The sequence below is a fragment of the Candidatus Symbiopectobacterium sp. NZEC135 genome (assembly GCF_025962695.1).
In genome coordinates this window covers 39964-66258 of record NZ_JAGFPF010000021.1, presented here as the reverse complement: position 1 = coordinate 66258, position 26295 = coordinate 39964, and the positions used below count along the sequence as shown (strand labels likewise).

Below are 26295 nucleotides of genomic sequence, written 5' to 3'. Positions count from 1 at the left end.
GGGGTGGAGCAGCCTGGTAGCTCGTCGGGCTCATAACCCGAAGGTCGTCGGTTCAAATCCGGCCCCCGCAACCAATTCTTTAATCAAGAAGCTTACCAACAATAAACACCCTGACGGGTGTTTTTTTGTTTTTATCCCTTCAAAACCGCAAGCGCCTCACTTGCGATCACCCACGCTGGCAAAGTATGCCTTGATTCCCGCCAGAATAGATTCCGCTATTTGCTGCTGAAAGTGGCTGGTGCGCAATTTACGCTCCTCTTCCAGATTACTGATAAACGCCGTTTCCACCAGAATCGAGGGAATATCGGGCGCTTTTAACACCGCAAACCCGGCTTGATCGACGCTGTTCTTGTGCAGCTTATTCACTTTGCCGAGCCGCTTAAGGATTTCACCACCAAACTTCAGGCTATCGCTGATGGTAGCGGTCTGCACCAAATCAAACAGAGTATGGTCGAGATAACGATCGCCACTCATGCTCACGCCACCAATCAGATCGGATTCGTTTTGCGTTTGTGCCAAGAAACGCGCTGCGGTGCTGGTTGCGCCTTTCTTCGACAGTGCAAACACCGAAGAGCCACGCGCCGCACGGTTGGTGAAGGCATCCGCGTGAATCGAAACAAACAGATCGGCACGCTGCTTGCGTGCTTTCGCCACCCGCACGCTCAAAGGAATAAACACATCCTCATTGCGCGTCATGTACGCCTTCATAGTGGGCTCACGCTCAATCAGGCTGCGTAACCGCCGCGCAATCTGCAACACGATATCTTTTTCGCGCGTGCGATTTTTACCGATGGCCCCGGGATCTTCGCCACCATGACCGGGATCGAGCATAATGACCAACGGACGATCGCGCCCCGCCTTACCCGCCAATGGCGCTTCCGGCGGCAATTTACTCTCCAGGGAGCCCTGGTTGTAATCCTCCAGCAGCGCCAGTAGCGGATCCTCAGCGTTGTCATAGCGCCCTACCGCTGGGTAGAGATCCAACACCAGGCGATGTTTAAACTCGGCGATCGGATCGAGGGTAAAGACTTTCGGGTTGGTGGCTTGCTTCAGCGCTAAAACCAGACGCACTGTTTTAGGATCAAACTGCCCAATGCGGGCTTCCTTGATCAGCGGATCGTCAGACTGAAACTGCTGCGAAACCGTTTTCAACACGCTGTTGAGTTGGATACCGTCGATATCCACAACCAGCCTGTCGGGATTGGTTAGCATAAACTGCTTGTATTTTAGCGTGCGGTTAGACTCTAAGGTAACGCGAGTATAGGCTGAAGAAGGCCAGACGCGAACGGCAATCACTTGGGCGGCAGCGGCCCATCCGGCGCCGCTGACGCTTAATAACCAGGTTGCCGCCGCGCCTTGCAGAAGGCGGCGGCGCGTCTGATTGTGATTCGAATAAGACATGCCACTCCAATTAGTTATGCTGTCGTTATTGTGGTGCTGTAGTCGTTGTGATGTTGTCGCAAGCAAGCACTGGCGCGAGTGCTCAAACGGTGATATCAGGCAGAAAAAACTCAGACCAACCGGTAATCTGCCGCGATATTACGCGAAAAAGATAAAGTCAGTATTAACAATGTGAAAACTTTAACGAATCTTCCCATCTCTGTCATGTAAAAATCATCGTGTCGGCGTATAAACGGCCGCAGAGCAAGTCAGTCATCAGGACGGCACAGAGAAATAAGGTAATAACGCTGAAGGCGACCGAATTGTGAGACTTACTCCTTGCCTTTTCGTTCAATTAGAATAAAAATACACAAATTACGAATAAAAATTCACTCAGAGAGGCTCGCAGTGAAGGAACGTAGTACAGAACTGGTCCAAGGCTTCCGCCATTCGGTTCCTTATATCAACGCGCATCGCGGTAAAACCTTTGTCATTATGCTGGGCGGTGAAGCCATTGAACATGAAAACTTCGCCAACATCGTCAACGATATTGGTCTGCTGCATAGCCTCGGCATCAAGCTGGTAGTGGTCTATGGTGCCCGTCCGCAGATTGACGCCAGCCTGACCACACACCATTTCGAGCCGCGTTATCACAAGCATACCCGTGTCACCGACAGCAACACACTGGATCTGGTAAAACAGGCCGCTGGCATGCTGCAACTGGATATCACCGCGCGTCTTTCCATGAGCTTGAATAACACGCCGCTACAGGGCGCGCACATCAACGTAGTGAGCGGTAACTTTATTATCGCCCAGCCGTTAGGGGTCGATGATGGCGTGGACTACTGCCACAGCGGTCGCATCCGGCGTATTGATGAAGCCGCAATACATCGCCAGTTAGACAGCGGCGCCATTGTGCTGCTTGGCCCGGTAGCCGTCTCTGTCACGGGCGAGAGTTTCAATCTGACGTCTGAGGAAGTGGCGACCCAGTTAGCTATCAAACTGAAAGCCGAGAAAATGATCGGCTTCTGTTCGTCCCAAGGGGTAACCACGCAGGATGGCACCATTATTTCTGAACTGTTCCCCGATGACGCCCAGCGCTGTATCGAAGAACGGGAAGCCGATGGCGATTATAACTCGGGAACCGTGCGTTTCCTGCGTGGCGCCGTACGCGCATGCCGGAGCGGCGTGCGCCGTAGTCACCTGATCAGCTATCAGGAAGATGGGGTACTGGTGCAAGAACTGTTTTCTCGCGACGGTATCGGTACGCAGATCGTCATGGAGAGCGCGGAGCAAGTACGCCGTGCCACCATTAACGATATTGGCGGCATCCTCGAGCTGATCCGCCCGCTGGAACAGCAGGGAATTCTGGTGCGCCGCTCACGTGAACAGTTGGAAATGGAGATCGATAAATTTACCGTGGTAGTCCGCGATAACCTGACCATCGCCTGCGCCGCGCTGTACCCGTTCCCCGAAGAAAGCATCGGAGAAATGGCCTGCGTTGCGGTACATCCTGACTATCGCAGTTCATCGCGCGGGGACATGTTGCTACAACGCGTTGCTGCACAGGCGCGTCAGCAGGGGTTGAAGAAGCTGTTCGTGCTCACCACGCACAGCATCCATTGGTTTCAGGAACGCGGCTTTCAGCCTGCCGAAGTGGAGATGCTGCCCAAGCGCAAGCAGGAACTGTATAACTACCAGCGCCGCTCCAAGATCCTAGTGATCGACCTGTAATCCTATCGCATTACGCCGGTATGCAACCCTGTGTACCGGCATTGCCATTATCTCCCTACCCTGAGTAATCGCGCAGAGGCTTATTACGCCTCGACGCGTAGAATACTCACGTAATGCACGTCACTGTCCGGCCACGATAACGGCCATGCAGGACAGCAACACCGGTACAGGAATACCATGAACAAAGCACGCTTTATGCTGCTCGGCATGGGGCTGATGTTTCAGGCCGCTTACGCCACACCGCTGCACATAGACGAAATTACTGTCAAAACAGGTCACTATTACGTTGGTCCGGTTTTTGGCCAGCAGCCCTACGCCGAGCACGCCAACACCTCGCTTGTCGCTTATAACATCATGACTACCGCAGTCACCTATCGCTTTTATCACGATCTGCTGGCATGGGCGACGGAGCATGGCTACATGATTGACGGTGGATGCAATGGCGCACACTTTGAAGATTGCCTCGCGCCCGAACAAGACGACGGCAAACATCCAGTCACCAATGTCTCCTGGTGGGATGCCATTATCTTTGCCAATGCGTTGAGTGCTCGGCAGGGATTAACGCCCTACTATCTGGCCCGCGATGGACAACCGCTTAAACAGCAGCCTGAGCCAGATGCAGAACAGACCATTCGCACCGCTCCCGATGCCTCAGGCTACCGTTTACCCTCACGTAATGAATGGGAAGTGGCAGCCAGAGGCGGCGCGCCCGGTTTGGCGAACAGAACCTATGGCTTCTATTATGCTGGCAGTAACACGCCAGAGCGCGTTGCCCATTTTGCCTCTCAGGAGGCCACCACGTTCGGTACTCGCCCCGTCGCATCAAAACGCCCTAATGCTCTCGGGCTGTATGACATGAGCGGCAATGTGTCTCAGTGGCTTAACGATACCGTTGCGGTTGAAGGCGGTAAAACGCTCTACCTGTTCTGCGGCGGTAGCTATATGACACAGGGCAACCTGCGCAGCGGATGTGATGCACATACGCCGGGTTTTATGATGTCAGATATCGGTTTTCGTCTGATAAGGACACGGCATGAACCTTAAATACGCGCTGTTCCTTTTATTATCCTGGGTTGCGCTGTTGCCAGACAGTGTCTGGGCACAGCCGACAAACAGTGACTATCAGCAGGCATTACGTGATTATTTTGCCGCAGAGCCTGCGCATTGCCTCGGCGTAAAACAATGGCCAGTCTATAGCCACGCCCAGGATGCGCCCTGGATCACCGGACGCATGCAGGCACTTGTAGATGCGGGGTTGGCACGAGAGACGCGTCAGGGAGAGAACATTGTCTATCAGTTAACGCCAGAGGCCGAGCAAGCGTGGCGTACCACAGGCGATCTCTGCTTTGCGCGTATGGAACTTGACCACATCAGCATGATTGAGCCCGTGGCACAGGGGATGAATGCGGTCTATTTCACCTACCGCTTAACCCAACTCGCACCTTGGACCAGCAATGCCTCGCTGCGCTTTGCCTTTAGCGACGTGGATAACCTGATAGCCGGCAGCAGCAAAACGCGCTATTCCGCCACGTTTCGCATAACCAAGCGGGGAAAGCTGATGCTGCACAGCCCCCCAATTCCGGTAGAGCTGGATTTCTAGCGTTTCATACGCCGGAAAGGATGCGTGTTTCCAGCCCGCTGAAGCGACGGGTTGGCGTTTTCACCGCGCGACACAAAATGCTTATCTCTGCGTAGAGCGACAATTGCGCGCGCGCGCGCGTAACCGCGGTGTACACCAATTCACGCGTTAACACCGGCAAAAAGCCGTTCGGCAACACCAGTGCGGTATGATCGAACTCCGATCCTTGCGATTTGTGCACGGTCATGGCGTAGGCGGTTTCATGCGGCGGCAAGCGGGTCGGGCTGACCATTTTCATCTGACCATCCGGCAGTTGGAAATAAACTCGCAGTTCCCCCGCCTCATTAGGCATGGCAATCCCGATATCACCGTTAAACACGCCAAGCAGCGCATCGTTACGTGCAATCATGACCGGACGCCCGGAATACCAAGGATTCGCTGGATTACGACTGCGATGAATCAGCCCGGCCTGTTGCAGCGCCTGTTCAATGCGCATGTTTAAACCGGTGACGCCAAACGGCCCATCACGCAGCGCGCACAACAAACGAAAACGGTTAAATGCTGCCAGCACCTGTGCGGCGTCCTGACTTTGCGCTACCGCCTGCAAATAGTCACGATACCCCGCCACGCACTGCGCCACCATCTGCTGGTAATCCTCTTCCTGCGCCAGCGGCAGACAGCGCAGATCGTCATGCTCATCCTGCAACACGCGCCTAACCTGACGTTCCTCGCCACCGTTTACCGCGCGCGCCACGATGCCAATGCCGGAGTGCTGATCGAACCGGTAGCTCTTTTGCAGCAGGCACAAACTGTCTGCCACCGCAGGGCTCACTTCGGATGAGGCTGCCAACCGGTAGCCTGTCAGTTGTTCAAGCTCCTCAACCCGCTGAGCGCTATAGCCTCGAGCGGCAAAGCGACAAATATCGCCCAATACTGCCCCGGCCTCAACGGAGGCCAACTGATCGCGATCGCCCAGGAAAATCACCTGTGCTGTCGCAGGTAATGCCAATACCAGATTTGCCATCATCGGCAAATCGACCATTGAGGCTTCATCCACCACCAGCACATCAAGATGGAGCGGATTGCCCTGATGATAGCGCAAGCGTTGACTGTCAGGAACCGCCCCTAACAGACGGTGCAACGTGGTCGCTTCACGCGGCAAATGACGCTGCTGAGCCTCTTCCAGCGGCAGTTTGCTTAACGCACTGCGCAGTGACTCCGTCAAGCGCGCCGCCGCCTTCCCTGTCGGGGCCGCCAGTTGAATACGTAACGGTTTATTCCCTTGATGCAGCAACTGCATGGCGGCCAGCAGTTTGGCCACCGTCGTGGTTTTCCCCGTGCCCGGCCCACCGGAAATCACCGATACCCGACGCGTCAGCGCTACGGCGGCAGCCACTTTTTGCCAATCCACCTCGGCATCAAGCGGTGAAAACAAGCGGTCCAACACGTGACGCATGGCAAGAGGATCGGTGTGAATAGTGACGGCATTACTCTCGGTAAAAAAAGCCGCTACCTGCACTTCACTCAGCCAATTGCGTTGCAGGTAAAGTCGTTGGTGCTGCAACACCAGAGGCGTTGTTTCACTGCCATCGCTCACTGCGGGGGACGCGAGCAGACTTTGCTGCCACGCCGCGCTATCCGGCAGCCCGGCAAGCGCCCACAGCGCATGCGCCAGTGCAGGATCGCGCCCATCAAACAGAGCATCAGGATACAGCTCCGTCAAAGGCAAACAGACGTTGCCCGCGCCCGCCGCCGCGCTCACCAACGCCGCCGCCAGTTGCACCGGAGCGGGCTGCCCATCGGCCAGCATACGCGCGAACTGTACATCCAGCGGGCGTAGCAGTTGGCGCTCCATCGCCATCGCCAGCAAGTCCATCATAGGTGTTCTCCTGACAGCGCCACTTCACCGCTGAACAAGCAGTCGAGGTGCTCGACAAAGACGCGCGGCAGACGCTGGGTGAAAATACCATTCGAGGGAAGAACCGGATCGACACCGCGTAAAAACAGGTAGATAGCGCCCCCCATGTGGCGGTCGTAATCATAATTCGGCACCCGATGGCGCAGATAGCGGTGCAGAGCCAACGTATAAAGCTGATACTGCAAATCATAACGGTGCGCCATCATGGCCGCTTGCATGGCCGGTTGGGTATAGGCACTGGCGCTCTCGCCCAACCAATTCGACTTATAATCCAGCAGGTAATAACGCCCCTGCCAGCAAAACACCAGATCGATAAACCCTTTCAACATCCCCTGCACCTGCTGAAAGGAGAGTGGTGGGCAATTGGCTGACAGGGGATCGTAACGTTTCGCCAGCGCATCCAGCGCGGTTGCCTGTAGCGGGGCATCTATTGGCAGATAAAACGCCAGCTCGGCAATTCGCTGCTGTGCAGGCACGCTTGCCAACGTCAATGGGGCGTCAGTGTCTGCCATATCTGGGTTCAGCGGCGCATGCAGCAGAGCCGAAAACCACACCTGCAAGGTGGGTGCCCACCCACTCGCCATGCCATGCGCGTTCAACTGCTCTTCCAGCCAGTCAACGCTGACGGGTTGGGTAAAATCCAATGTCTCAAACAGACTATGTAAAAAGGTTCCCGGCCCTGCGCCTTTGGGGAAGGTATGCGGGGTGAGCACTTGCTCACTCTCTTCAGGTACTCGGTTGCGCGGGTCCAACGCAGCATCCACGTCCAGACGGGGAAACAGCTCTTGTGCCATTGCCCCACCCTGTTGTAAGGAATGTTGTTGAGCGCCATGCTGTTGTAAACCCGAATAGCTGGTTACTCGCCAATTATTGGTAAGCAGGCGCTCACATTCACTGGCGCGCAGTAGCGCAGGCTTGTCTTCACTGTCCTGCCAGGGAATACCATCCCATTCACGTACCGCGTTTACTGCAACACCATCGCCTTCCAACTCATGCAGTGCAGCGATCAAGATATCCGCATCCGCCTCCTTGCCGCGTTGCAGCAAATAGCCGAGCGCATTGAGATGCATGTCAGTCGTTTCACTTTTGCGCCGGGTTCGCTGTAGCGGTGCCACCCCCACGCTACAGTGAAAAATCGACCGAGTCAGCGCCACATACAGCAGCCGTAAATCTTCCGCCAGACGCTCTTCCTCAGCCAACTGCTGGCTTTCTTCCCCGCTATTGACGTCGAGCAGCGCCTGAAAGGTGTGCCTGTCATGGTAGATGCCATCAGGCTGAGGGCGAAAGTGACAAATAAACGGCAACCAGACCAGCGGATATTCCAGCCCTTTAGATTTATGGATGGTGACAATTTGCACCAAATGACGATCGCTCTCTAACCGCAGTTGCTGGTTCTCCGCCTGCGGATTGGGCTGCAAAATCTGCTGCGACAACCAGCGCACCAGCGCATGTTCGCTTTCGAGCGTGGCCCCGGCGTGTTGCAGCAGCTCGCCCAGATGCAAAAAATCAGTTAACCGGCGTTCACCTTCACGGCTAGCCAATAGATTTTCCGCCAAACGATAATGCGACATCAGCGAGCGCAGCATCGGAAGCACGCCGCGCCGCTGCCAAAGGTCACGAAACTCGGCGAAGGTATCGACCTGTGTATCCCAGTCTGCCTCATTCTGGTTTAGCGCATCAATCTGCTGCGCGCTGAATCCCAGTAGTGAGGTCGCCAGCGCGCTGCGCAACGTGCGTTCCTGTTCAGGTGCCAGCACGGCCTGCAACAGCCACAGCACCTCACGAGCCTCTGGTGTAGTAAATACGCTGTCACGGTTGGAGAGATAGACGGAAGGAATAGCAAGGCGGCGCAGCGCATCGCGCACCAATGCGGCTTCATGGCGGCTGCGTACCAAAACACAAATATCCGATGCCTGCACGGGAACGCGCTCGCGACCATTATCCAGCCAGGCAGTACCGCGTTGACCCGCTTGCAACCAGTCGCGAATTTGCATGGCACACTGCTGCGCCATCAGTTGCTGATACGCCCCCGTCCCCAATGCCACAGAACCCGACAGACAAAATTGCAGTGCAGGCTGAGGCACGCCGTCCATCTCAAAACGCAGCCCCTGTTTATTAGGCGCTGGCTTAACGGGCAAAAAAGGGATCGCCGAAAAAACAAACGGGTTGTCGACACATTGAAACAGGCGATTCACACCGCTGACCATCTCATGGGAAGAGCGCCAGTTGGTTTCCAGCGTGTAGTGAGCCTTAACATCAGCACGCGCCCGCATATAAGTGAAAATATCCGCGCCGCGAAAAGCATAGATAGCTTGTTTTGGATCGCCGATCAGCAACATACCGCTGTCGGGCTGTTCACCATAGATGGCGCGGAAAATACGATACTGTTGTGGGTCGGTATCCTGAAACTCATCGATCATCGCCACTGGATGACGCTGACGTATCGCGGCCGCCAGTTGCTGACCCAGCGGCTGGCGCAGCGCCTCATCCAGACGGCTCAGCAGGTCGTCAAATCCCAAGGCAGCGCGACGCAATTTTTCGCTGCGCACCGTCGCGCGAATATCATGCAACGCTCGGTCGATAACAATATCGCGCAGTGACAACGGTGTGGTAAGCAGCGTCTCAATCGCCGAAAACACCGGAAGCACGGGCGGCGCACCCTTTTTGGTTTTCTCGTTCAACGTAGACTGTGCGAACCGCTCCAGCGCCTTTGGTAAGGCATAGTCGGTGGTTTGCGTTTCAGCCCAGAAGCTAACGCTTTCTACCCAGCCCGGTAGATAACGATTACTGTAGCTGCGCTTGTCCACATCCGATTCGAGAATGCACTTCTCCACCTGTGCTGCCACCTGCTGCCACTGCTGCTTGATATCATCAATGCGCGCCAGAATCTGCTGATGACGCTGTAACAGCGTCTCATCCGGTGCGGGTGGGTTATGCAGTTGTGGCGTTTCGCCCTGTAAATAGGGGGCAAGTTCGCGCTGTAACGCATCCGGCCCACTCCAGAGTTGACCAATAACGCTAACCACATCAAACGGCAAGGGATAACAGTAACGCCGCCAGAAATCGGCACAGGCCTGCCGGGTAAGAAGCTGTTCATCTTCGATCAACGCTTGATCGAAGAGCGAACCAGACTCAAAGGCATGGCTTGCGAGCATGCGCTGACAAAAGCCGTGAATGGTGTAGATGGCGGCTTCATCCATTTGTCGCTCAGCATCGAGCAACCGTTGTGCCGCATATGGCTTATCGGGCAGTTGCACCAGCAGTGCCGAGAAAAGCGGATTTTCACTTTCACCACACAGGCAAGCCAGGCGCAACGCATGAATATTGGAACGAATACGCTCGCGCAGTTCCTCTGTGGCTGCCTCCGTAAAGGTCACCACCAGGATCTCTTCGACCAACAGAGGTTTAGGATACGCCGCGTCGCCGCCCAGCCCTAATAACAGGCGCAGATAGAGCCCCGCCAGCGTATAGGTTTTACCCGTACCGGCAGAAGCCTCTATCAACCGCTCCCCAAACAGGGGAAGCGTAAGCACATCAAGCGTCTGCGGCGTATCCTGACTCATGGAGCAACCTTCTCAACCACGTCTTTTTTCTCAACCGCCGAGACTTTTTCAGCAGACAATACGCCGCTACGCGGTTTTTCAATCATCCGCTGTTTCACTGGCAGCGTCTGTTGCAGCGTTGAAGCATTGGGGTAAAGTGTCCAGTCTTTCGGTGCAGCGTAATCAGCCTTACCGTGGTGGCTGCCCGAAATTTGCGACAACACTGCCAGCCCTTGCGGTGCCAGAGCTTGTTCGAAGAAGCGCGCAAGTTGCTCTACCGTCAGCGGTTTAAGCGCTTCAATCAGTTTCTCACGGGTGTTGAAGGCAAAGTTTTCACGATCGAGATCGTTACGCAACCGACCAACCTCTTCGTTCATCGTTTGTGGGCGCTGACTCAGTTCGGTAATTAACGCCTGTTTGTACTGCTCAAACTCATCGGCCTTGATGGCACGCAGGCGCGGCTTGGCTTTCTGGAAGAAATCCAGATAACGTTGGTAGAGGTAAGCAGGCTGCTGGCTGTTGCTTTGCAGCAAGAACCCGATACCGAACTGACGGCCAACAATGGTCGGGAAGGAGAACACGGCATAGCCGAGTTGCTCTTCCGTTCTCAGTTGGTTATAGAACCAGGGCTGAATGATCTGATTGAGCAGCGAACTGTACGCCATGCCCTGCACTTCACCGTAACCGGTCGGAATATACACCGCAGCCAACGCAGAATCGGTGCTGCTCCCTGTACGTTGCAGGTTGGCAAGCTGGGTACGCGCGACTTCCACATTCGGGGAACGCCACCAGATTTGCCCTGAACAGGCCAGACGCGCTTTGATATCCTGTGCCAGTTTCGTTACCTGACCTTCGGTGAGGTTACCGACTGCCAGCATTTCCGGCGCAGCATCACGCAACAGCGCATCACGGAAGGCAATGACATCGTCCAGCGAAATATCTTTAAGCAGAGCGCGCCGCTCTTCTCGCTCGGTATAAGGCAGCGAAGAGATCGCCTGAACAGGCTCCAGAGCCTGCTCATACGCTTTAGCATTTTCAGCGGCGTCCAACTGCTGGATATACCAGGATTTAGCCTGTTCCAACTGTGCTGGCGTCGCCGTATAGCTTGCATACCCCTCAACCAGCGCCAGCATGAGTTTAGGCAAATGTTGCGTATAGCCATTGGCGTTGATGGTGAGCCCGTCATTCCCACGGGTAGAGAAACTGATCCCCCCGACTGAAGCTTGATAGCTCAGTTCATCCAGCGCTAGACCTGCCAGATAGTCATTAAGCTGAAACATCACCTGATGGCGTGCCGTATCCTGCGCTACCGAGTTACGCAGCAACACCGTGACATTCGCTTTCGGTTCATCGGCAAAATAACGGCTCGGCATATAGAGCACCCGCAACCCCGGCTGCTGTAACACCATTTTCGGGTAGTTCTGCACTTCACCGCGCTTGATCAGCGAGAAATCCGTCGGGATATACGGGTTTGGCGTCGGCAGCGTGAGCGCCATCTTTTCGCCCAGCGTTTGCCAGCGGGTAAACTGCGCCGGGGCTATTTTGTCCACTTGATACGGCGCATTAACAAAGTAAGCCTCTTTGTTGTGCGGCGCATCAGGGCTTATCAGCCAGATACGCGCACGCTCCGGCGTCATGCTGGCCAAACGTTGCTTAATTGCATCGGGATCAAAGCGATCGGCCAGATAGGCGGCATCCAGCGTGTGTTCCACCGGCACACGCATCATGGTATCCACCAGCCATTCGATATAACCCATGTCACGCTTAACCGACTGATAGCGGAAATCGAGCGCCATCACGCGGGAGATTTCATCAAAATAGCGCTGCTGGATGCCCTCTTGCTGCAACAGTTGCAGATAATGGAAAATGGCAGCCACCACCACGTCATACTGTTCAAGGCCTTTATCGGTCAGGGTGGCAGAGATGGCAAACAGCCCGCCGTTACGATCGACAATAGGGTCAGCGCCCGCGCCCAAAGACTCTATCAACCCTTGTTTTTGCAGCCAGTCCGATAAGGTATTTTGGCTGCGATTGCCAATCAAATAGCTGATATAGGTGTTGGTTTGGCTGCGGAATGCCTGACTGGTAGGGTCGGTCTGTTCCATGGCATCGCCGCGAAACTCAATACGCAATTGCTTGCGCGGCTGCGCCGGCACGTAATGAATCATGATACCGCGCTGATCGTCCGTCACTGATGACGCGGTGATAACGGGCACCTTGGCCTGACGATTGGCGATGCGCCCAAAGGTCTCTACCGCCATTTTCGCCAATTCTGGCAAAGGTTGGTTGCTGTAGATCACCCCTTTCATCAGGTTAGCCGAGTAATAACGCTGATAGAACGCCAGCAGTTCGTCATGCAGCTTGCTACCGGGCTTGTCCTTAAGGGTTTCCAGATTCCCTCCGGAAAAACGCGATGCCGGGTGCGCCGGATTTAAGGTTTCCGCGCCCACTTGTACCATGCGGTGCCCGTCGCGCGAGCGTGCCATGGTCAATTCAGCATTGACCGCATTGCGTTCGCGATCCGCATTAACCGGATCGAGCAGCGGCTCAGCAATGGCATCCGCCAGGCGATCGAGGGCGGGCTGTAATGCCGTATTTTCGACTTCCAGATAATAGGCAGTACGGTACGGCGCGGTGCTCGCATTGTGGCTACCACCGTGTTTTTTCAGAAATTCGGCCAACGCATCCGCCTGCGGATAACGTTTGGACCCCATCAGAACCATATGTTCCAGATAGTGGGCCAATCCCAATTGGCTGTTAGGATCGTCGAGTGAACCGATAGGCAGCGCCAGCGACGCTAACGAACGGGTTGCCTGCGGGTCGGACACCAGCAATACCGTCATGCCGTTATCCAAGGTGATCGCCTGATAATTACGCGGATCGTTTTCTCCCTTGCGAATAACCTGCTCCAAAGGACGCCACCCTGCGGTTTGCGCCCACGCTGCGGACACACCGCTCAGCAGCAACATCATCATGCCGATACAGCAGGCAAACTGTTTACGCCATTCTCTCTTCATTACCGTCCTTTCTCTCACGTCAATCTCGCCGTTCTTGATTCACTGCCATCACATCCGTTCGCTTATGCCTGATTGGCGCGCAGGATCGGCAACAGCCAGGTTTTTGCCGCTGTAACAATCGCCTCAATACGGGCTTCATCCAGTTCCGGCACGATACGCTGCAAATAGAAATCATCGCCTTCGCCGGGTGACATCACGTTGCCAGCCCAGCTTTGTTGCAGCTTGTTCAATGCGTTGTGCACCACATCGGGTGACTCGTTCAGCGTGCCACTTGATGCATCGTAGCATGCTTGTAGCCAAGCCCCGCCGCTCTGATGCAGTAATAATAGTGGGGCATTCATGCCTTGTTGATATCCTTTAATCAAATGCGCCATCTGGCGTTGCGCTTCCTCCACAGAAACCGCAGCAAAGCGCCAGGCCGTCTCTTCACGGCCATACATACGGCTCTCTCCCGTACCTCCCGCCAGACAGTACGCCAGATGATCCAACCACAGGGCCACGCCATCTTTCATGCCTAATCGCGCCGGCCGCCAGCGTAATAGCCCATCACGCTGTACCTGCATCACCCAGCCACTGAGGTGTACAGCGTCTAGCGTCATGTCCAATTCCAGGCTGGTCATTCCCGCCGCATCACGCTCGGCGCTGACGCTGTCTGCCAGCGCTTGCATCTCCTGGCGCTGTTTTTGCCAATACAACTCCCCGAAAGCACCATAGGGAAGCGCGCCCGCCGCGCGGGCGCGGTCTAACAGTTCATCAGCATCACCTTGCGTAATCAGGGTATTCAGTAATTGCGCATTCAACTGATAGCGGCTGAGGTTGTCCAACGCGAACGGCTCCTCATCGAGCAGTTCATCGTTCTGCACAACAAAGTTCACGCCCAAACGCGCTTGGAAAAAGGTTTTGACAGGGTGACGATAAAAACGTTTCAACGCATCCAGCGTAATATCGGGATAGGTGACAGGCGCCAGTGGCGTATCAAACTGTGGCTGTTGCAATCCAGTGCGCCCGGCGGCGGCCAGCCACTCGCTGGCGAAGCTGCACGGCTGAGCGTGCTCAAGGAAGTTATCCTTGTCAAACGGCATACGAGTATGTTCGCGACACAGATGCGCACAAACGCGTGCCGCGCTGGTATCCAGATCCTGCGTGTCATCCCCAGGCAAATGGTAGCTTTGCGCCAAATACTCCATCAGTTCGCTCACCAATACCGAGGGATAACGCTGCGTGTTATCCTGAATCGCACGACCGATGTAACTGATATAAAGCCGATGTTGCGCCGAAATGAGCGCTTCCAGAAACAAATAGCGGTCATCATCACGGCGGCTGCGGTCACCGCGCTGTCCCTTCTGCGCCATCAGGTCAAATCCCAACCGAGGCAGCGTGCGCGGATAAACACCGTCGTTCATCCCCAGCAGACAGACCACTTTAAAGGGTATCGAACGCATGGGCATCAGCGTACAGAAGTTAATGGCACCGGCAAGAAAGCGCTGGCTCAGTTTTTCCCGATCCAAGCGTTGGGCCAAGTCGTCATGCAACAAGACCACCGGGATGGCTTCTTCAAACGCGTTGGCAACTGCCGCCCCCAGCATCGCCTGCCACTGCTGCTCAATCAGAGACAGCGCAGCATCGCTGTCGCTATCCGCAATGAACAGATCGTCCAACAATTGCCGACACAACGGTAACCATTGTGCTGGCGTGCGCGCTACCCGTAAACGCTGACGCCACTGCGTGAGTTGCGCCAACAACTCCGCCAGTTGCCCCACCAGTTGGGCAATCAACCCACTCGATTCATCGTAGGGCAACACGCCCTGCCAGGCCCCCGCGCTGCTGTTCATCGCATAGCCCAGCAGCATGCGTGTCAGGCCAAAACGCCAGGTGTGCTGGCCGGTAACCGGCAAATCAAGATCGCGCACGTTGTCATCATCAAGCCCCCAGCGCACGCCAGATTCCATCACCCACAGCCGCAAACGGCGCAGCCCTTCTTCGTCGATACCAAAACGGGCAGAAAGCGCAGGGACTTCAAGCAGCGACAGTACTTGCTCAGCGGTAAAACGACTGTGTGGCAACTCCAGCAGGCTGAGAAACGCGGGCAGAACCGGATGAGCGTGGCGTGCTCGCTGGTCGGAGATAGCAAAAGGCAGATAGCGAGCTGTCGGCGCATTGCCAAACACCGCCTGAATGAAAGGTGTATAACTATCAATGTCCGCCATCATCACGATAACATCACGCGGCGTGAGTGTTTCATCCTCTGCCATCATCGCCAGCAACTGGTCGTGCAATACTTCGACCTCGCGTTGCGGGCTGTGGCAGGCGTGAAAGGTGAGAGACGCATCATGGGGCGTAAGCAGACGCTTGCGCTCACTGCTGGCCTGCGCTTGTGCACTATCGGCAATAACGCTGCCGTCATCAAGCTCCAGAATATCGCGCTGCACCTGTTGCAATAGCGTTGTGCCATCAAGCTCGACAAAGGCTTCGATATCATCGACTTCGTCTATCTGCGCCAACTGATAGAGATGGTCACGCCCCAGTTTTCCCCAGCTTGCCAGCAGCGGATTGACAATGCGCTGTTCGCCCTCATCGTTGAATAACCCATCGACATTAGCGGGATCGCGAAACAACGGACGGTATTGCTCCTCCGCGCTGTTGCTGTGCAAGCGACGCTGACGACTTGTCAGCTTCGCTAAGAAATGGCGATCCTGAATATCACTCCAGTAATCCCGGCATGGGTTAGTAAACAGCAGGTGCACATCAATATGCTTTGCCAATGCACGCAGTGCGTGCAAATAAACCGGCGGTAGCGCTGAAATACCGCAGATAAACACGCGCGGCGGTAACCCTTGTGGGCAGGTTGTGGTCTGCTCCAGCGTCTCGATAAAGCGCTGATAGAGGCGAGCGTGGTGCCACTCTTTCTGTTCAAGTTGCGCGCTGTATTGCAAAAGTGCACGCCACAGCTCAGCTTGCCACACCTGCGCATCGCCCAACCCATCGACCAGCGCACCCGCTTGCCACTGTTTTATCCACTCAGGCCGATAAATCAGGTATTGATCGAACAGATCCGCCACCCGACCTGCAAGCTGATGCCGCTTGCGTTTATCAGCGTCGTCTTGCAAGTAATGACTCAACGGCAAAAATGCCGGGTTATCCTGCTGCTGAGGCAGAATATGCATTAACTTCCAGGTCATCGCTTCTTTGCTAAAGGTGTTGTCCACCGGGATATCTGGTAATACACGCCGACACATGTCCCACAGAAAAACACCGGGCAAAGGAAAATGCAGATTGGCAGCGATACCAAAGTGACTAGCAAGCTCGATCTGTAACCATTGCGCCATACCAGGGCTTTGAACCAGGATCGTTTCAGGTTGAAACGGGTCCTGCAACGGTTGGCGCGCTATCAGCGTCACCATCAGCGTTTTCAAAATATCTAACTGATTCGAGTGATAAACCCTGAACATGATGATTCCCGTTTCGGTGCCCGCAAACCCCGCTCACCGTCAATTGCCCTCAGGCACGGCTCGCCGATTTGTATCAGTAAAACAAAACCAACGGTGCAAGCGCGCCTGATAGTGCTGCGGCGTTGTCACCGTCGAGGAGACGCGCAGGCACGATACCGACTGAAACTGCTCCGTCAACGCTAATTGCCATCCAGGAGGGAGGTCGCGTTCAAGCAGCGTTAATGCTTCCCCTCCCCGACCGGCAGCATAAATGGCAAGCTGCTGATATGCCAGATGCCATGCCTGCCGTTGCTGCCATTGATGTACAAAAGCCTGCTGCAACCGCTGATGATAGTGCAGTAATCCTAACACCGATATGGCAAAAAACAGCGCGGCGATGGCGGTTTCCACCAGTCCAAATCCTTGTTGACGTTGTCTTTGCCAACACCATCCACAAGGGATTCTCTGGTTATCCGCCACAAATGGCCTCCTGCCTTTCGGGGCAAAAATCCAGCCAGCCCCCCGCGATGGGTTTCAACGGACTGATTTCACCGTCAGGCTCAATGGGTACCACACGCTGAAAGAGCACCATCACCGATGAAGCGCGGGGAAGATGCCCCTCACCGCGCAGCAACATATAGTGTTCACCGGGCACCGGTCGTAAACAGACTCGCAGCCCTTCTGCTACATAGCTGAGGCATTGTTCATCAGTACGGTTGCCCATAAGCCACACCTGCCCAATGCCCCATTGTAGCGACGATTCGGCCAATACCAACGTTTGCCAATAGCGACGCTCATCATGGGTAAGAGAGAGCGCGCTGTCTAACTGCCGTTGCATCCCCGTCATTAACAGCAGCCCCGCGGCTGCCAGCAACATCACCATCAAGAGTGCACCAGTGCCCTGCTGGCACCAACGTTTCATGCGTTATGCCCTGCAATCCAGCGCACCCGATGGCGCGCAATATCAGGGCGACGAAACCAGTGTCCCGCCAGGTGTACTTCATACAGCGTCGGTCCGGCTCCATTACGCCATGCAATCACTTCAAAACGCGTTACCGTCACTTCCTGCGGATCAAGCCGCCGCTCCCATCCACCGCCCCCACAATCGGCAACACTGACGTGCGTTTCCCATGCCCCCGCGCGCAACCGGTATCCAAACGTTTCCTGATTCTGCGGAGCACCGCCACGTCGGTTAAAATCATAAGCGACGATAGCGCAACTGTTCGCCGCCTCGCCGGGAAATTGCCCTAAGGTTACGACATTGCCGTGACAGCGACTGGCGCAAAATCCTGCGCGTCGCAGATCTTTCTCCAGCGCAAACAATGCCTGATGAATACGCTGCTCCAACAAAAAATGGCGTAACGTATTCTGGCTATGCCTGCGCAGCGTAGGGTAAATCTGTATGGAGGCGATAAGCATCACGCTACCCACCAGCATTGCCAGCAGCACCTCCATCAGGCTAAACCCGCCGATTCTGCGACTTAGCAACGCGGAATACCTAAGACTGGCTGCGTATCGCTGCATAACCGTATCCTCCCCCAGATCGATATCACGATACGCAGACGACCGGCACCATTCTCTAACACCAGGTGTCCTGCCTGCGCGGTATTGCGCAGACCATAAAAAGTGACCGTCGGACGCGCCATTGCGGCAATGCGTACATCGCGCACTGAGGGCAACAAACGCCCGCCAGTGCCCGCATAACAGCTCAGCGACGCCCCCGTTCCTTCACGTAAACACCACACCTCACCGGTTTGTATTACACTCACGGTGCGCGTGTCGTTATACCAATAGGCATTGGCCTGCACGCGTTGCAGAAACAACATCACCAACTGTGTTTGATGCTCGAGGCGCACAGCCTGCTGATAGGCGGTCCAGCCCTGAATACCGCCTGCGGATAACAGAGCGATAAGCGTCAGTGCAACCAGCAATTCCGGCAGGCTAAAACCCGCATCAACAAAAGTGCTTTTATCCATGACGGCAGTGTAGCCAGAATCGGGCAGTCGCCTTGCAAAAAAAAAGTGGGAATGCCTGCCCGCTCGCAGCAAAACGGGCCTTGCAGCAAGGCGTTACAACGTCGATACAATGCGGGTTGAAGAAATGCGGGTTGAAGAAATGCGAGTTGAAGAAATGCGGGTTGAGGAAATGCAGGTTGAAGAAAGAGAGGCGAAAACAATCGGTAAAAAAGGCTGCCGAAGCAGCCTTGATAGCAGAAGTGCAGAATCGACGATTAAATCGCCACTGGCGCCTTAATGGCGGGATGCGGGTCGTAACCTTCTATTTCGAAATCGTCGAACTGATAGTCAAACAGTGAGGCAGGACGACGTTTAATGATCAATTTCGGCAGCGCTTTTGGCTCACGGCTCAGTTGCAAATGCGTTTGCTCCATATGGTTGTTGTACAGATGGGTATCACCACCGGTCCAGACAAAATCGCCGACTTCAAGATCGCACTGCTGCGCCATCATATGCACCAGCAGTGCATAGCTGGCAATGTTGAACGGCAGGCCGAGGAACACATCGCACGAGCGCTGGTAAAGCTGGCAGGAAAGTTTGCCATCCGCCACGTAGAACTGGAAGAACGCGTGGCACGGCGCCAACGCCATTTGATCTAACTCACCCACGTTCCACGCAGAAACAATGATACGGCGTGAATTCGGGTCCTGCTTTAACTGTTGCAGCACGGTTTGCAGTTGGTCAATCTGGCGACCATCCGCCGCGCCCCAGGCGCGCCACTGCTTACCGTATACCGGACCAAGATCGCCATTTTCATCGGCCCATTCATCCCAAATGCTGACTTTATTGTCGTGCAGATAGCCAACGTTGGTATCACCGTTGAGGAACCACAGCAACTCGTGAATGATTGAGCGCAGATGGCAGCGCTTGGTGGTCACCAGCGGAAAACCGTCTTGCAGATTGAAACGCATCTGATGGCCGAAAATCGATAAGGTTCCGGTGCCGGTTCTGTCTCCCTTCGGCGTTCCCTTATCAAGCACTTTCTGCATCAATTCCAGATACTGTTTCATTTCACCCTCACTACACGATTAAAAAATTCACCGCGCGACTCTCACTAATGTCAGCAAGGACGCCGCTCACGGCAAGCAATTGCTGTTTTTACGCCTTGCGGCGATAGGCCCAGACCATCATCAGGATACCGGCAAATACCATCGGCAGCGACAGAATCTGCCCCATGCTGATGAAATTACCGAACAGGCCAAGCTGTGCGTCCGGCTGACGGAAAAACTCGGTAATAATGCGGAACACACCGTAGCCAATCAAAAACAAGCCAGAAACGCTGCCCATCGGGCGCGGTTTACGAATGAACAGATTTAACAGGATAAACAGCGCGATGCCTTCCAACGCCATCTGATAAAGCTGGGACGGATGGCGCGGCAACATGCCGTACTGATTGAAAATCGCCTGCCATTGCGGGTTGGTTACCGCCAGCATCAAATCTTCGCTTCGTGCACCGGGAAACAGCATCGCCCACGGCGTATCGGTAGTAACGCGGCCCCAGAGTTCCCCGTTGATAAAATTACCCAAGCGCCCAGCACCCAGTCCGAAAGGAATCAACGGTGCAATAAAATCGGCAACCTGAAAGAAGTGGCGCTTGGTACGACGAGCAAACCACAGCATAACGCAAATCACCCCAACCAGACCGCCGTGGAATGACATACCGCCATCCCACACTTTAAACAGGTAAAGCGGGTTACTGATGAACGAAGGGAAAGCATAGAACAGGACATACCCCAGACGGCCGCCCACGAAAACCCCGAGGAACCCCAGGTAGAGCAGGTTTTCCACTTCTTCCTTGGTCCAGCCGCTGCCCGGTTTATTCGCCCGGCGCACAGCCAGCCACATGGCAAACACAAAGCCCACTAGGTACATCAGTCCGTACCAATGGAGCGAAACGGGTCCAAGGGAGAAAATCACCGGATCAAATTGAGGAAACGCCAAGTAACTCGTTGTCATCGATCACCACATGCTTGTTTGTTTATCTCACGACGTTGTTAATCCCACGGTACGGGAAGTCGGAAAAGGGGAAACCTTGTTTGCCAACGCACTCTCGGCATTAACGCCTTACGCACTGGCGGCGGTTGCGCATGATAGCACAGAGCAGCCGCTACGCAGCGTGCAAGCGCAGGAAAAGTTATGTAAACAGGATGTTACCTTTAACACATGTTGTCAGCGCCCACCTCGGGCCAGCGCTCCCAAACCGCGCTCTTCGAGGAAGAGTGCAATCCACTGGCGCACTTCGCTTGCGCTGCGCGCCATCAAAAGGCGCTCAGTCAGCACTTGTACCTCCGTCAATACCAATTGACGCAGCAGGTATTTTACCCGCGCTACGCTACGACCGTTCATGCTGAAAGTACGATAGCCCAGCCCAGTTAATACCAGTGAACCCATGGCCTCGCCGGCCATTTCACCACAGACAGAGACTTCAAGATCAAGACGTTGGCATTCGCGTGCAATACCGGCCAACGCCAGCAACATAGACGGATGCAGGCTGTCATAGAGTGATGCCACATGTGGGTTGTTGCGATCCACGGCTAGCAAATACTGGGTCAGATCGTTAGTGCCTACCGAGACAAAATCAATACGGGAGGCCAGGTGTGGTAGCAAAAACAGCATAGACGGGACTTCGATCATCACGCCGATGCGCGGTTCCGGCAAGGCATGCCCCACCAGTTCTCGTACTTCAGCGGCTGCCTGCGCAATAAGCCGGCACGCTTCGTCCACCTCGTCCAAGCTGCTGATCATCGGCAACAAAATGCGCAGGTTGCCGGTTTCGGCATTGGCGCGCAGCATTGCCCGCACCTGGATCAAGAAGATCTCCGGCTGATCGAGGGTAACGCGAATACCTCGCCACCCCAAGCAGGGGTTCTCTTCACTGATTGGCAAATACGGTAGCTGTTTGTCGGCACCGATATCCAACGTGCGCAACACGACCGGACGTGAGGGATAAAGCTGCAACATGCCCTGGTACTGCGCCATCTGCTCATCTTCAGACGGAAAGCCGCTCTGTAGCATAAAGGGCACTTCGGTGCGGTACAGCCCGACGCCGTCAACCAGGTTGATAAAACGCTGCTCATGTTCAGCGCTGAGCCCGGCATTGAGCATCACCTGCATGTGCTCTCCGCTTTTCAGCACCGCAGGCCGTTGCATATCGTCTTCGGCCAGACGCGTCAGCGCATTATCTTCACTCAACAGGCGCTGATATTCTTGTAACAGCGTCGGTTCAGGATCCACCAACAGTTCGCCCTGATAGCCATCAAGGATCAGCGTGCGCTGGTGCAATAACTCAGGCTGAATATCCGCGCCCATCAGGGTGGGGATCCCCATCGCCCGCACCATGATCGCCGCATGAGAGTTGGCGGCACCGTCGTGCACGACCACGCCGGCCAGTCGGTCCTGTGGCACATCCGCCAGTAGCGTTGCCGTCAGTTCATCGGCCACCAGAATAAAATGCGGCGGCCAGCGATCGCTGCTGGGCACACTATCATCAAGATGGAACAAGAGACGCTGCCCCAACGCGCGAAAATCCCCTGCGCGTTCGCGCAAATAGGCATCCTGAAGCACGGCAAACTGCGCGGCGAAACGCTCGATCACCAGTTTTACCGCCCACTCGGCGACATTCCCGTCATCCACTTCCTGAAACAGCTCGCGCTTTAGGCGTGCATCACTCAGCAAATGGGAATAAAGATCGAAAATGGCCGCACTCTCTTTTTGCGCACTGGCGCTAAAACGTTTACTAAAACGTCGGAATTCGGCATTGGCCTCTTCCAATGCCTGTGTCAGACGCGAACGCTCGCGCTCACTATCCAGACTTGACGCCGGAAAAACCAGTTCAAGTGAGGGCTGGCTACTGTCCATCCAGCCTGGCGCAATCGCCACGCCACTCGATGCCACCAGCGCTTTGAGTCGTGTTTGTCGATACTGACCAAACAGCGCTTTGATTTGCGTCAGAGAGAGAATAGCGGCCATTTGCGCCGCCAGCGTGACCATGAAAGACTCTTCATTTTTATCAAACTGGCGATGTTCGCGCTGTTGCACCACCAGCACCCCGAGCAGTTGTCGACGATGAATGATGGGCACACCAAGGAAAGAACGAAAGTGCTGCTCTTTGACGGAAGGAATAAATTTAAAACTGGGGTGGGCTTGTGCATCGGCCAGGTTGATAGGTTCAGCACGCTGCCCCACCAATCCAACAATCCCTTGACCAAAAGCCAGCGTGATAAGACGACCACGCGGCTTTTTCAAACCGCGTGTCGCCATCAGGTAGTAACATTGGCGATCGTGGTCGGCCAGATAGACAGAACACACTTCCGTATCCATCGCCTGGCAGGTCTCATTGACCAACAGATCCAGCGCATCATTCAAGCGCGATGCCGCCGCCACTTTCTCAACGATTTCTCGCAAACGCGTGAGCATGATGAGCGCGACTTATCCTCTTTTGCGCCGAGGCACCGAAGGCGCCCTCGCCGCGGCGTTCTCTTGCAGTTGTATAACCGGGCTGATAAATTCCTTCATCACCCGACGGTAAACGTCGCGTTTAAACGACACCACCTGACGCACAGGATACCAGTAACTCACCCAGCGCCAGCCGTCGAACTCCGGCGTACCGCTGCTTTGCATATTGATATCAGATTCATTGCACATTAACTGTAGCAGAAACCATTTCTGCTTTTGACCGATACAAACCGGTTTTGTATCCCAACGCACCAAACGTTTTGGTAATTTGTAACGTAACCAGCTACGGGTTGAAGCTAGAATACGGACATCCTTTTTCCTGAGTCCCACTTCTTCAAACAGTTCGCGATACATGGCTTGTTCAGGGCTTTCCCCCGGATTGATGCCCCCTTGCGGGAACTGCCAGGAATGCTGACCATAACGGCGCGCCCAGAGCACTTCACCAAGCCGATTGCAGATTACAATACCAACGTTAGGGCGGTAGCCATCATCATCGATCACCGGACTACCTCGAAAACTTTCAATGCAAAGATGGCCTGATTGTTTCACACTCCCGCCACCCGGTAAACTCCTGCTTAACAGCATTGACTCTACGAATAACCTGCCGCTAACCCACAGAAAGATGAATAGTTATAAACAGCAAGCCGCAGCCATAGCGCTTTTATTCACTATTTTTGTGGATATCACTGTGCAGAACCAAATGAAAGCATGCGGAAAACATTTTCTCTGTCGTTAAAACCACAGCGCGAAACCTAAAAATTCTTCCTTTATTTTCAAAAAAATACCGATTTAACCCACGACATATTCACTGCAAATAAACCGCACAGAAAACCGGTGTCCGGCAGAGTGGTGAAAGATTGCTCCACAACTGTTTTATCCACAGACGCAGCGCAAGAATCGCATAATAAAATAACAAAAATCGCAAAAATTCGTGACGTCAAGGCTGTAAATCAAACCAGTAGTGATGACTTATCCCGGTTATCCCAAAAATCTGTGGATAACCTGGTGTAAGATCCTGTTTATTGTCGGTGTCTATCCCTGAACAACGATAAAACCGATGCGATGCATTGGCGGGATAAACAAAAAAACACGCTATGAATCATGCTATTATTGTTTTTCTTTCGGCAGGGCAATGCCCTGTTGAAAAACCTGATGAATGCTGTATTTTTTTTAGTCAATCTGACAACCGGTTTCATAGGTGAATATGCCCAACCCGATTTCGACACCACCCGCCGATGAGCATACGCTGCTCGAGCATGCACGGGCGCTTGCCGGTTATACGCTGGCGGAACTTGCTGCACAGGCAAATCTGCCACTGCCCGCCAACCTCAAGCGCGACAAGGGGTGGATCGGCGTTCTTCTCGAGCGCTTTCTCGGTGCCAGCGCGGGCAGCAAGCCGGAACAGGATTTTCCCGATATTGGCGTGGAGCTAAAAACCATACCGATCGATGACCAGGGCAGACCGCTCGAAACCACCTTTGTGTCGGTGGCTCCGCTGACCGGCAACAGCGGTGTGACATGGGAAAGCAGCCATGTGCGGCATAAGTTGGCACGGGTGCTATGGATCCCAGTGGAAGGGTCGCGTGAAATTCCACTTGGCGAACGGCATATCGGCACACCGCTTATCTGGAGCCCCTCTCCCGAGGAGGAGGAATTGCTGCGCCGGGATTGGGAAGAACTGATGGATCTGATCGTGCTTGGCAAAGTGGAAAGCATCACCGCACGTCACGGCGAGGTACTACAATTACGCCCTAAAGGCGCCAACAGCAAGGCGCTAACACAAGCAATCGGCGAGTTTGGTCAGCACATCATGACCTTGCCGCGCGGTTTCTATTTAAAGAAGACCTTTACCGGTCCGCTGTTAGCGCGCCATTTTCACCTTTAAGTGCCTGAGATAGAGATAATGCGTATCGTTTTTTCTTGCCAGAAAGCAGAAAGCGAAGCGTATAATCTACGTTTACATTTCGTTTAGGTGTGATTGATATAATGTTTGATTGGATTGTTGATCCGAATGCATGGATGGCGCTCGGCACGCTGACCATTTTGGAGATAGTACTAGGTATCGACAACATCATCTTCCTTTCTCTGGTTGTCGCCAAGTTACCCAAAGCCCAGCAAAATAAAGCGCGCCGTATCGGCCTTCTGGGTGCCATGCTGATGCGCCTTGGCTTGCTCGCCTCTATCGCCTGGGTGATCCGCCTGACCAACCCGCTGTTTACGCTGATGGATAATGAAATATCCGTGCGCGATCTGATCCTGTTTTTCGGTGGCTTGTTCCTGATCTGGAAATCCAGTCGCGAAGTTCATGAGACTATCGAAGGCGGTTCAGAGGCACATGCCAGTCAGGTACATTCCTTTTTCGGGGCGATTGTGCAGATCATGTTGTTGGACATCATCTTCAGCCTCGACTCCGTCATTACCGCCGTCGGCCTTTCCGACCATCTGTTTATTATGATGGCCGCCGTGGTGATTGCCGTGGGTGTGATGATGTTTTCAGCCCGCGCCATCGGTGAGTTTGTCGATCGCCACCCATCGGTGAAAATGCTGGCGCTCTCTTTCCTGATTCTGGTGGGTTTTACGCTGATTCTGGAAAGCGTCGATGTCCACGTTCCCAAAGGCTATATCTATTTCGCCATGTTCTTCTCAATGTCGGTTGAAGCGCTGAATCTGATGCGCAGTAAAAAAGCGACAAACGCAGAATAACGCCCCCGGCGGGTAGCCTTGGCTGCCCGCCCGCTCTCCTACCTCTCCTTTACGGGGAATCACCAATTATTTCCATTATTCCTACATTCTTCTTTTTCACGCTTTGCTAGACTCATCTTGTATATTCATGTTTTTTGATAGAGATTAGGTTCTGAAGAGAACCATCGCCCGTTGTTTTACTATTCGAGTGGATTACCTGATGACGATTCGACACAAAGCCATCGCGTTATGCTTTTTTGCCCTGTTTCTCAGTGGATGTAGCAGCAACTATGTGATTGCCACCAAAGAAGGGCAGATGTTGCTGACAAAAAACAAGCCGGCGTTGGATAAAGACACGGGTCTGCTCAGTTATCTTGATGAAGATGGGCAGTGGCGACAGATCAATAATGAAATTGTCTCCCAGATTGTTCAGCGTTAACGGCAGGCCTTGCCTGACTTTTTTGTTTTTTTTTCACACCGTAAAGCCATTAAAGGTGCTTCCCCCCATAGCATTGCTTGGTTATAGTCAGAAATAGGCGCTGGTT

At 54.4% G+C, this 26295-nt stretch carries 20 protein-coding genes; 7 read left to right on the top strand and 13 right to left on the bottom strand.

Annotated elements, in window-relative coordinates:
• Positions 1–156: 156 nt before the first annotated feature.
• Entirely contained in the window at positions 157–1401 is a 1245-nt protein-coding gene (gene amiC / locus J5224_RS12610) for an N-acetylmuramoyl-L-alanine amidase AmiC (RefSeq protein WP_264625704.1), read from the bottom strand.
• Positions 1402–1788: 387 nt separating this feature from the next.
• Between amiC and argA the strand changes: the two genes are divergently transcribed.
• The 3 genes from argA to J5224_RS12595 all read left to right on the top strand — a co-directional run bounded on the left by argA (position 1789) and on the right by J5224_RS12595 (position 4714).
• Positions 1789–3114, top strand: coding sequence for an amino-acid N-acetyltransferase (gene argA, locus J5224_RS12605; RefSeq protein WP_222158421.1), 1326 nt, complete (start codon positions 1789–1791; stop codon positions 3112–3114).
• Positions 3115–3291: 177 nt separating this feature from the next.
• Positions 3292–4158, top strand: coding sequence for a formylglycine-generating enzyme family protein (locus J5224_RS12600; RefSeq protein ID WP_264625703.1), 867 nt, complete (start codon positions 3292–3294; stop codon positions 4156–4158).
• Positions 4148–4714 (top strand): carbapenem biosynthesis protein CpmH, encoded by a 567-nt coding sequence (locus J5224_RS12595; RefSeq protein ID WP_264625702.1) that lies wholly within the window; start codon positions 4148–4150, stop codon positions 4712–4714. The genes J5224_RS12600 and J5224_RS12595 overlap by 11 nt, the downstream gene beginning before the upstream one ends.
• Positions 4715–4718: 4 nt before the next feature.
• On the opposite strand, the gene recD is transcribed toward J5224_RS12595, so the two are convergent.
• The 8 genes from recD to J5224_RS12555 all read right to left on the bottom strand — a co-directional run bounded on the left by recD (position 4719) and on the right by J5224_RS12555 (position 18574).
• Entirely contained in the window at positions 4719–6572 is a 1854-nt protein-coding gene (gene recD, locus J5224_RS12590) for an exodeoxyribonuclease V subunit alpha (RefSeq protein ID WP_264625701.1), read from the bottom strand.
• Complete coding sequence (gene recB / locus J5224_RS12585) at positions 6569–10174, bottom strand: exodeoxyribonuclease V subunit beta (RefSeq protein WP_264625700.1); 3606 nt, start codon at positions 10172–10174, stop codon at positions 6569–6571. Before recB ends, recD begins: the two co-directional genes overlap by 4 nt.
• Complete coding sequence (gene ptrA / locus J5224_RS12580) at positions 10171–13170, bottom strand: pitrilysin (protein WP_264625699.1); 3000 nt, start codon at positions 13168–13170, stop codon at positions 10171–10173. Before ptrA ends, recB begins: the two co-directional genes overlap by 4 nt.
• A gap of 62 nt (positions 13171–13232) precedes the next feature.
• Entirely contained in the window at positions 13233–16619 is a 3387-nt protein-coding gene (recC, locus tag J5224_RS12575; RefSeq protein WP_264625698.1) for an exodeoxyribonuclease V subunit gamma, read from the bottom strand.
• Between the two features lie 39 nt (positions 16620–16658).
• Complete coding sequence (locus tag J5224_RS12570) at positions 16659–17078, bottom strand: prepilin-type N-terminal cleavage/methylation domain-containing protein (protein WP_264625697.1); 420 nt, start codon at positions 17076–17078, stop codon at positions 16659–16661.
• The gene (locus J5224_RS12565) at positions 17068–17520 is read right to left on the bottom strand and encodes a YgdB family protein (RefSeq protein WP_264625696.1); all 453 of its coding nucleotides are present in this window, start codon (positions 17518–17520) and stop codon (positions 17068–17070) included. Before J5224_RS12565 ends, J5224_RS12570 begins: the two co-directional genes overlap by 11 nt.
• Positions 17517–18086, bottom strand: a complete 570-nt coding sequence (locus tag J5224_RS12560; RefSeq protein ID WP_264625695.1) for a prepilin peptidase-dependent protein — start codon at positions 18084–18086, stop codon at positions 17517–17519. The genes J5224_RS12565 and J5224_RS12560 overlap by 4 nt, the downstream gene beginning before the upstream one ends.
• Positions 18080–18574 (bottom strand): prepilin peptidase-dependent protein, encoded by a 495-nt coding sequence (locus tag J5224_RS12555; protein ID WP_264625694.1) that lies wholly within the window; start codon positions 18572–18574, stop codon positions 18080–18082. Before J5224_RS12555 ends, J5224_RS12560 begins: the two co-directional genes overlap by 7 nt.
• A 109-nt stretch (positions 18575–18683) precedes the next feature.
• Between J5224_RS12555 and J5224_RS12550 the strand changes: the two genes are divergently transcribed.
• Positions 18684–18851 carry a hypothetical protein gene (locus J5224_RS12550; RefSeq protein ID WP_264625693.1) on the top strand — a complete coding sequence of 56 codons (168 nt, stop codon included), beginning with the start codon at positions 18684–18686 and terminating at the stop codon, positions 18849–18851.
• Here the strand turns inward: J5224_RS12550 and thyA are convergent.
• The 4 genes from thyA to rppH form a co-directional block, all read right to left on the bottom strand.
• The gene (gene thyA, locus J5224_RS12545; RefSeq protein ID WP_264625692.1) at positions 18829–19623 is read right to left on the bottom strand and encodes a thymidylate synthase; all 795 of its coding nucleotides are present in this window, start codon (positions 19621–19623) and stop codon (positions 18829–18831) included. The genes J5224_RS12550 and thyA overlap by 23 nt on opposite strands.
• Positions 19624–19711: 88 nt before the next feature.
• Complete coding sequence (lgt, locus tag J5224_RS12540) at positions 19712–20569, bottom strand: prolipoprotein diacylglyceryl transferase (protein ID WP_264625691.1); 858 nt, start codon at positions 20567–20569, stop codon at positions 19712–19714.
• 213 nt (positions 20570–20782) lie between these two features.
• On the bottom strand, positions 20783–23029 hold the full coding sequence (ptsP, locus tag J5224_RS12535) for a phosphoenolpyruvate--protein phosphotransferase (protein ID WP_264625690.1): 2247 nt from the start codon (positions 23027–23029) through the stop codon (positions 20783–20785).
• Between the two features lie 12 nt (positions 23030–23041).
• A complete protein-coding gene (gene rppH / locus J5224_RS12530) occupies positions 23042–23569 on the bottom strand; it encodes an RNA pyrophosphohydrolase (protein ID WP_195313845.1) in 528 nt (175 codons plus the stop codon).
• A 703-nt stretch (positions 23570–24272) separates the two neighbouring features.
• Between rppH and mutH the strand changes: the two genes are divergently transcribed.
• From mutH to J5224_RS12515, 3 genes are all read left to right on the top strand, one after another.
• Positions 24273–24953, top strand: coding sequence for a DNA mismatch repair endonuclease MutH (mutH, locus tag J5224_RS12525; RefSeq protein WP_264625689.1), 681 nt, complete (start codon positions 24273–24275; stop codon positions 24951–24953).
• Between the two features lie 101 nt (positions 24954–25054).
• Positions 25055–25771, top strand: coding sequence for a TerC family protein (locus tag J5224_RS12520; protein ID WP_264625688.1), 717 nt, complete (start codon positions 25055–25057; stop codon positions 25769–25771).
• Positions 25772–25970: 199 nt separating this feature from the next.
• Complete coding sequence (locus tag J5224_RS12515) at positions 25971–26189, top strand: YgdI/YgdR family lipoprotein (protein ID WP_264625687.1); 219 nt, start codon at positions 25971–25973, stop codon at positions 26187–26189.
• The last annotated feature ends 106 nt before the right edge of the window (positions 26190–26295 follow it).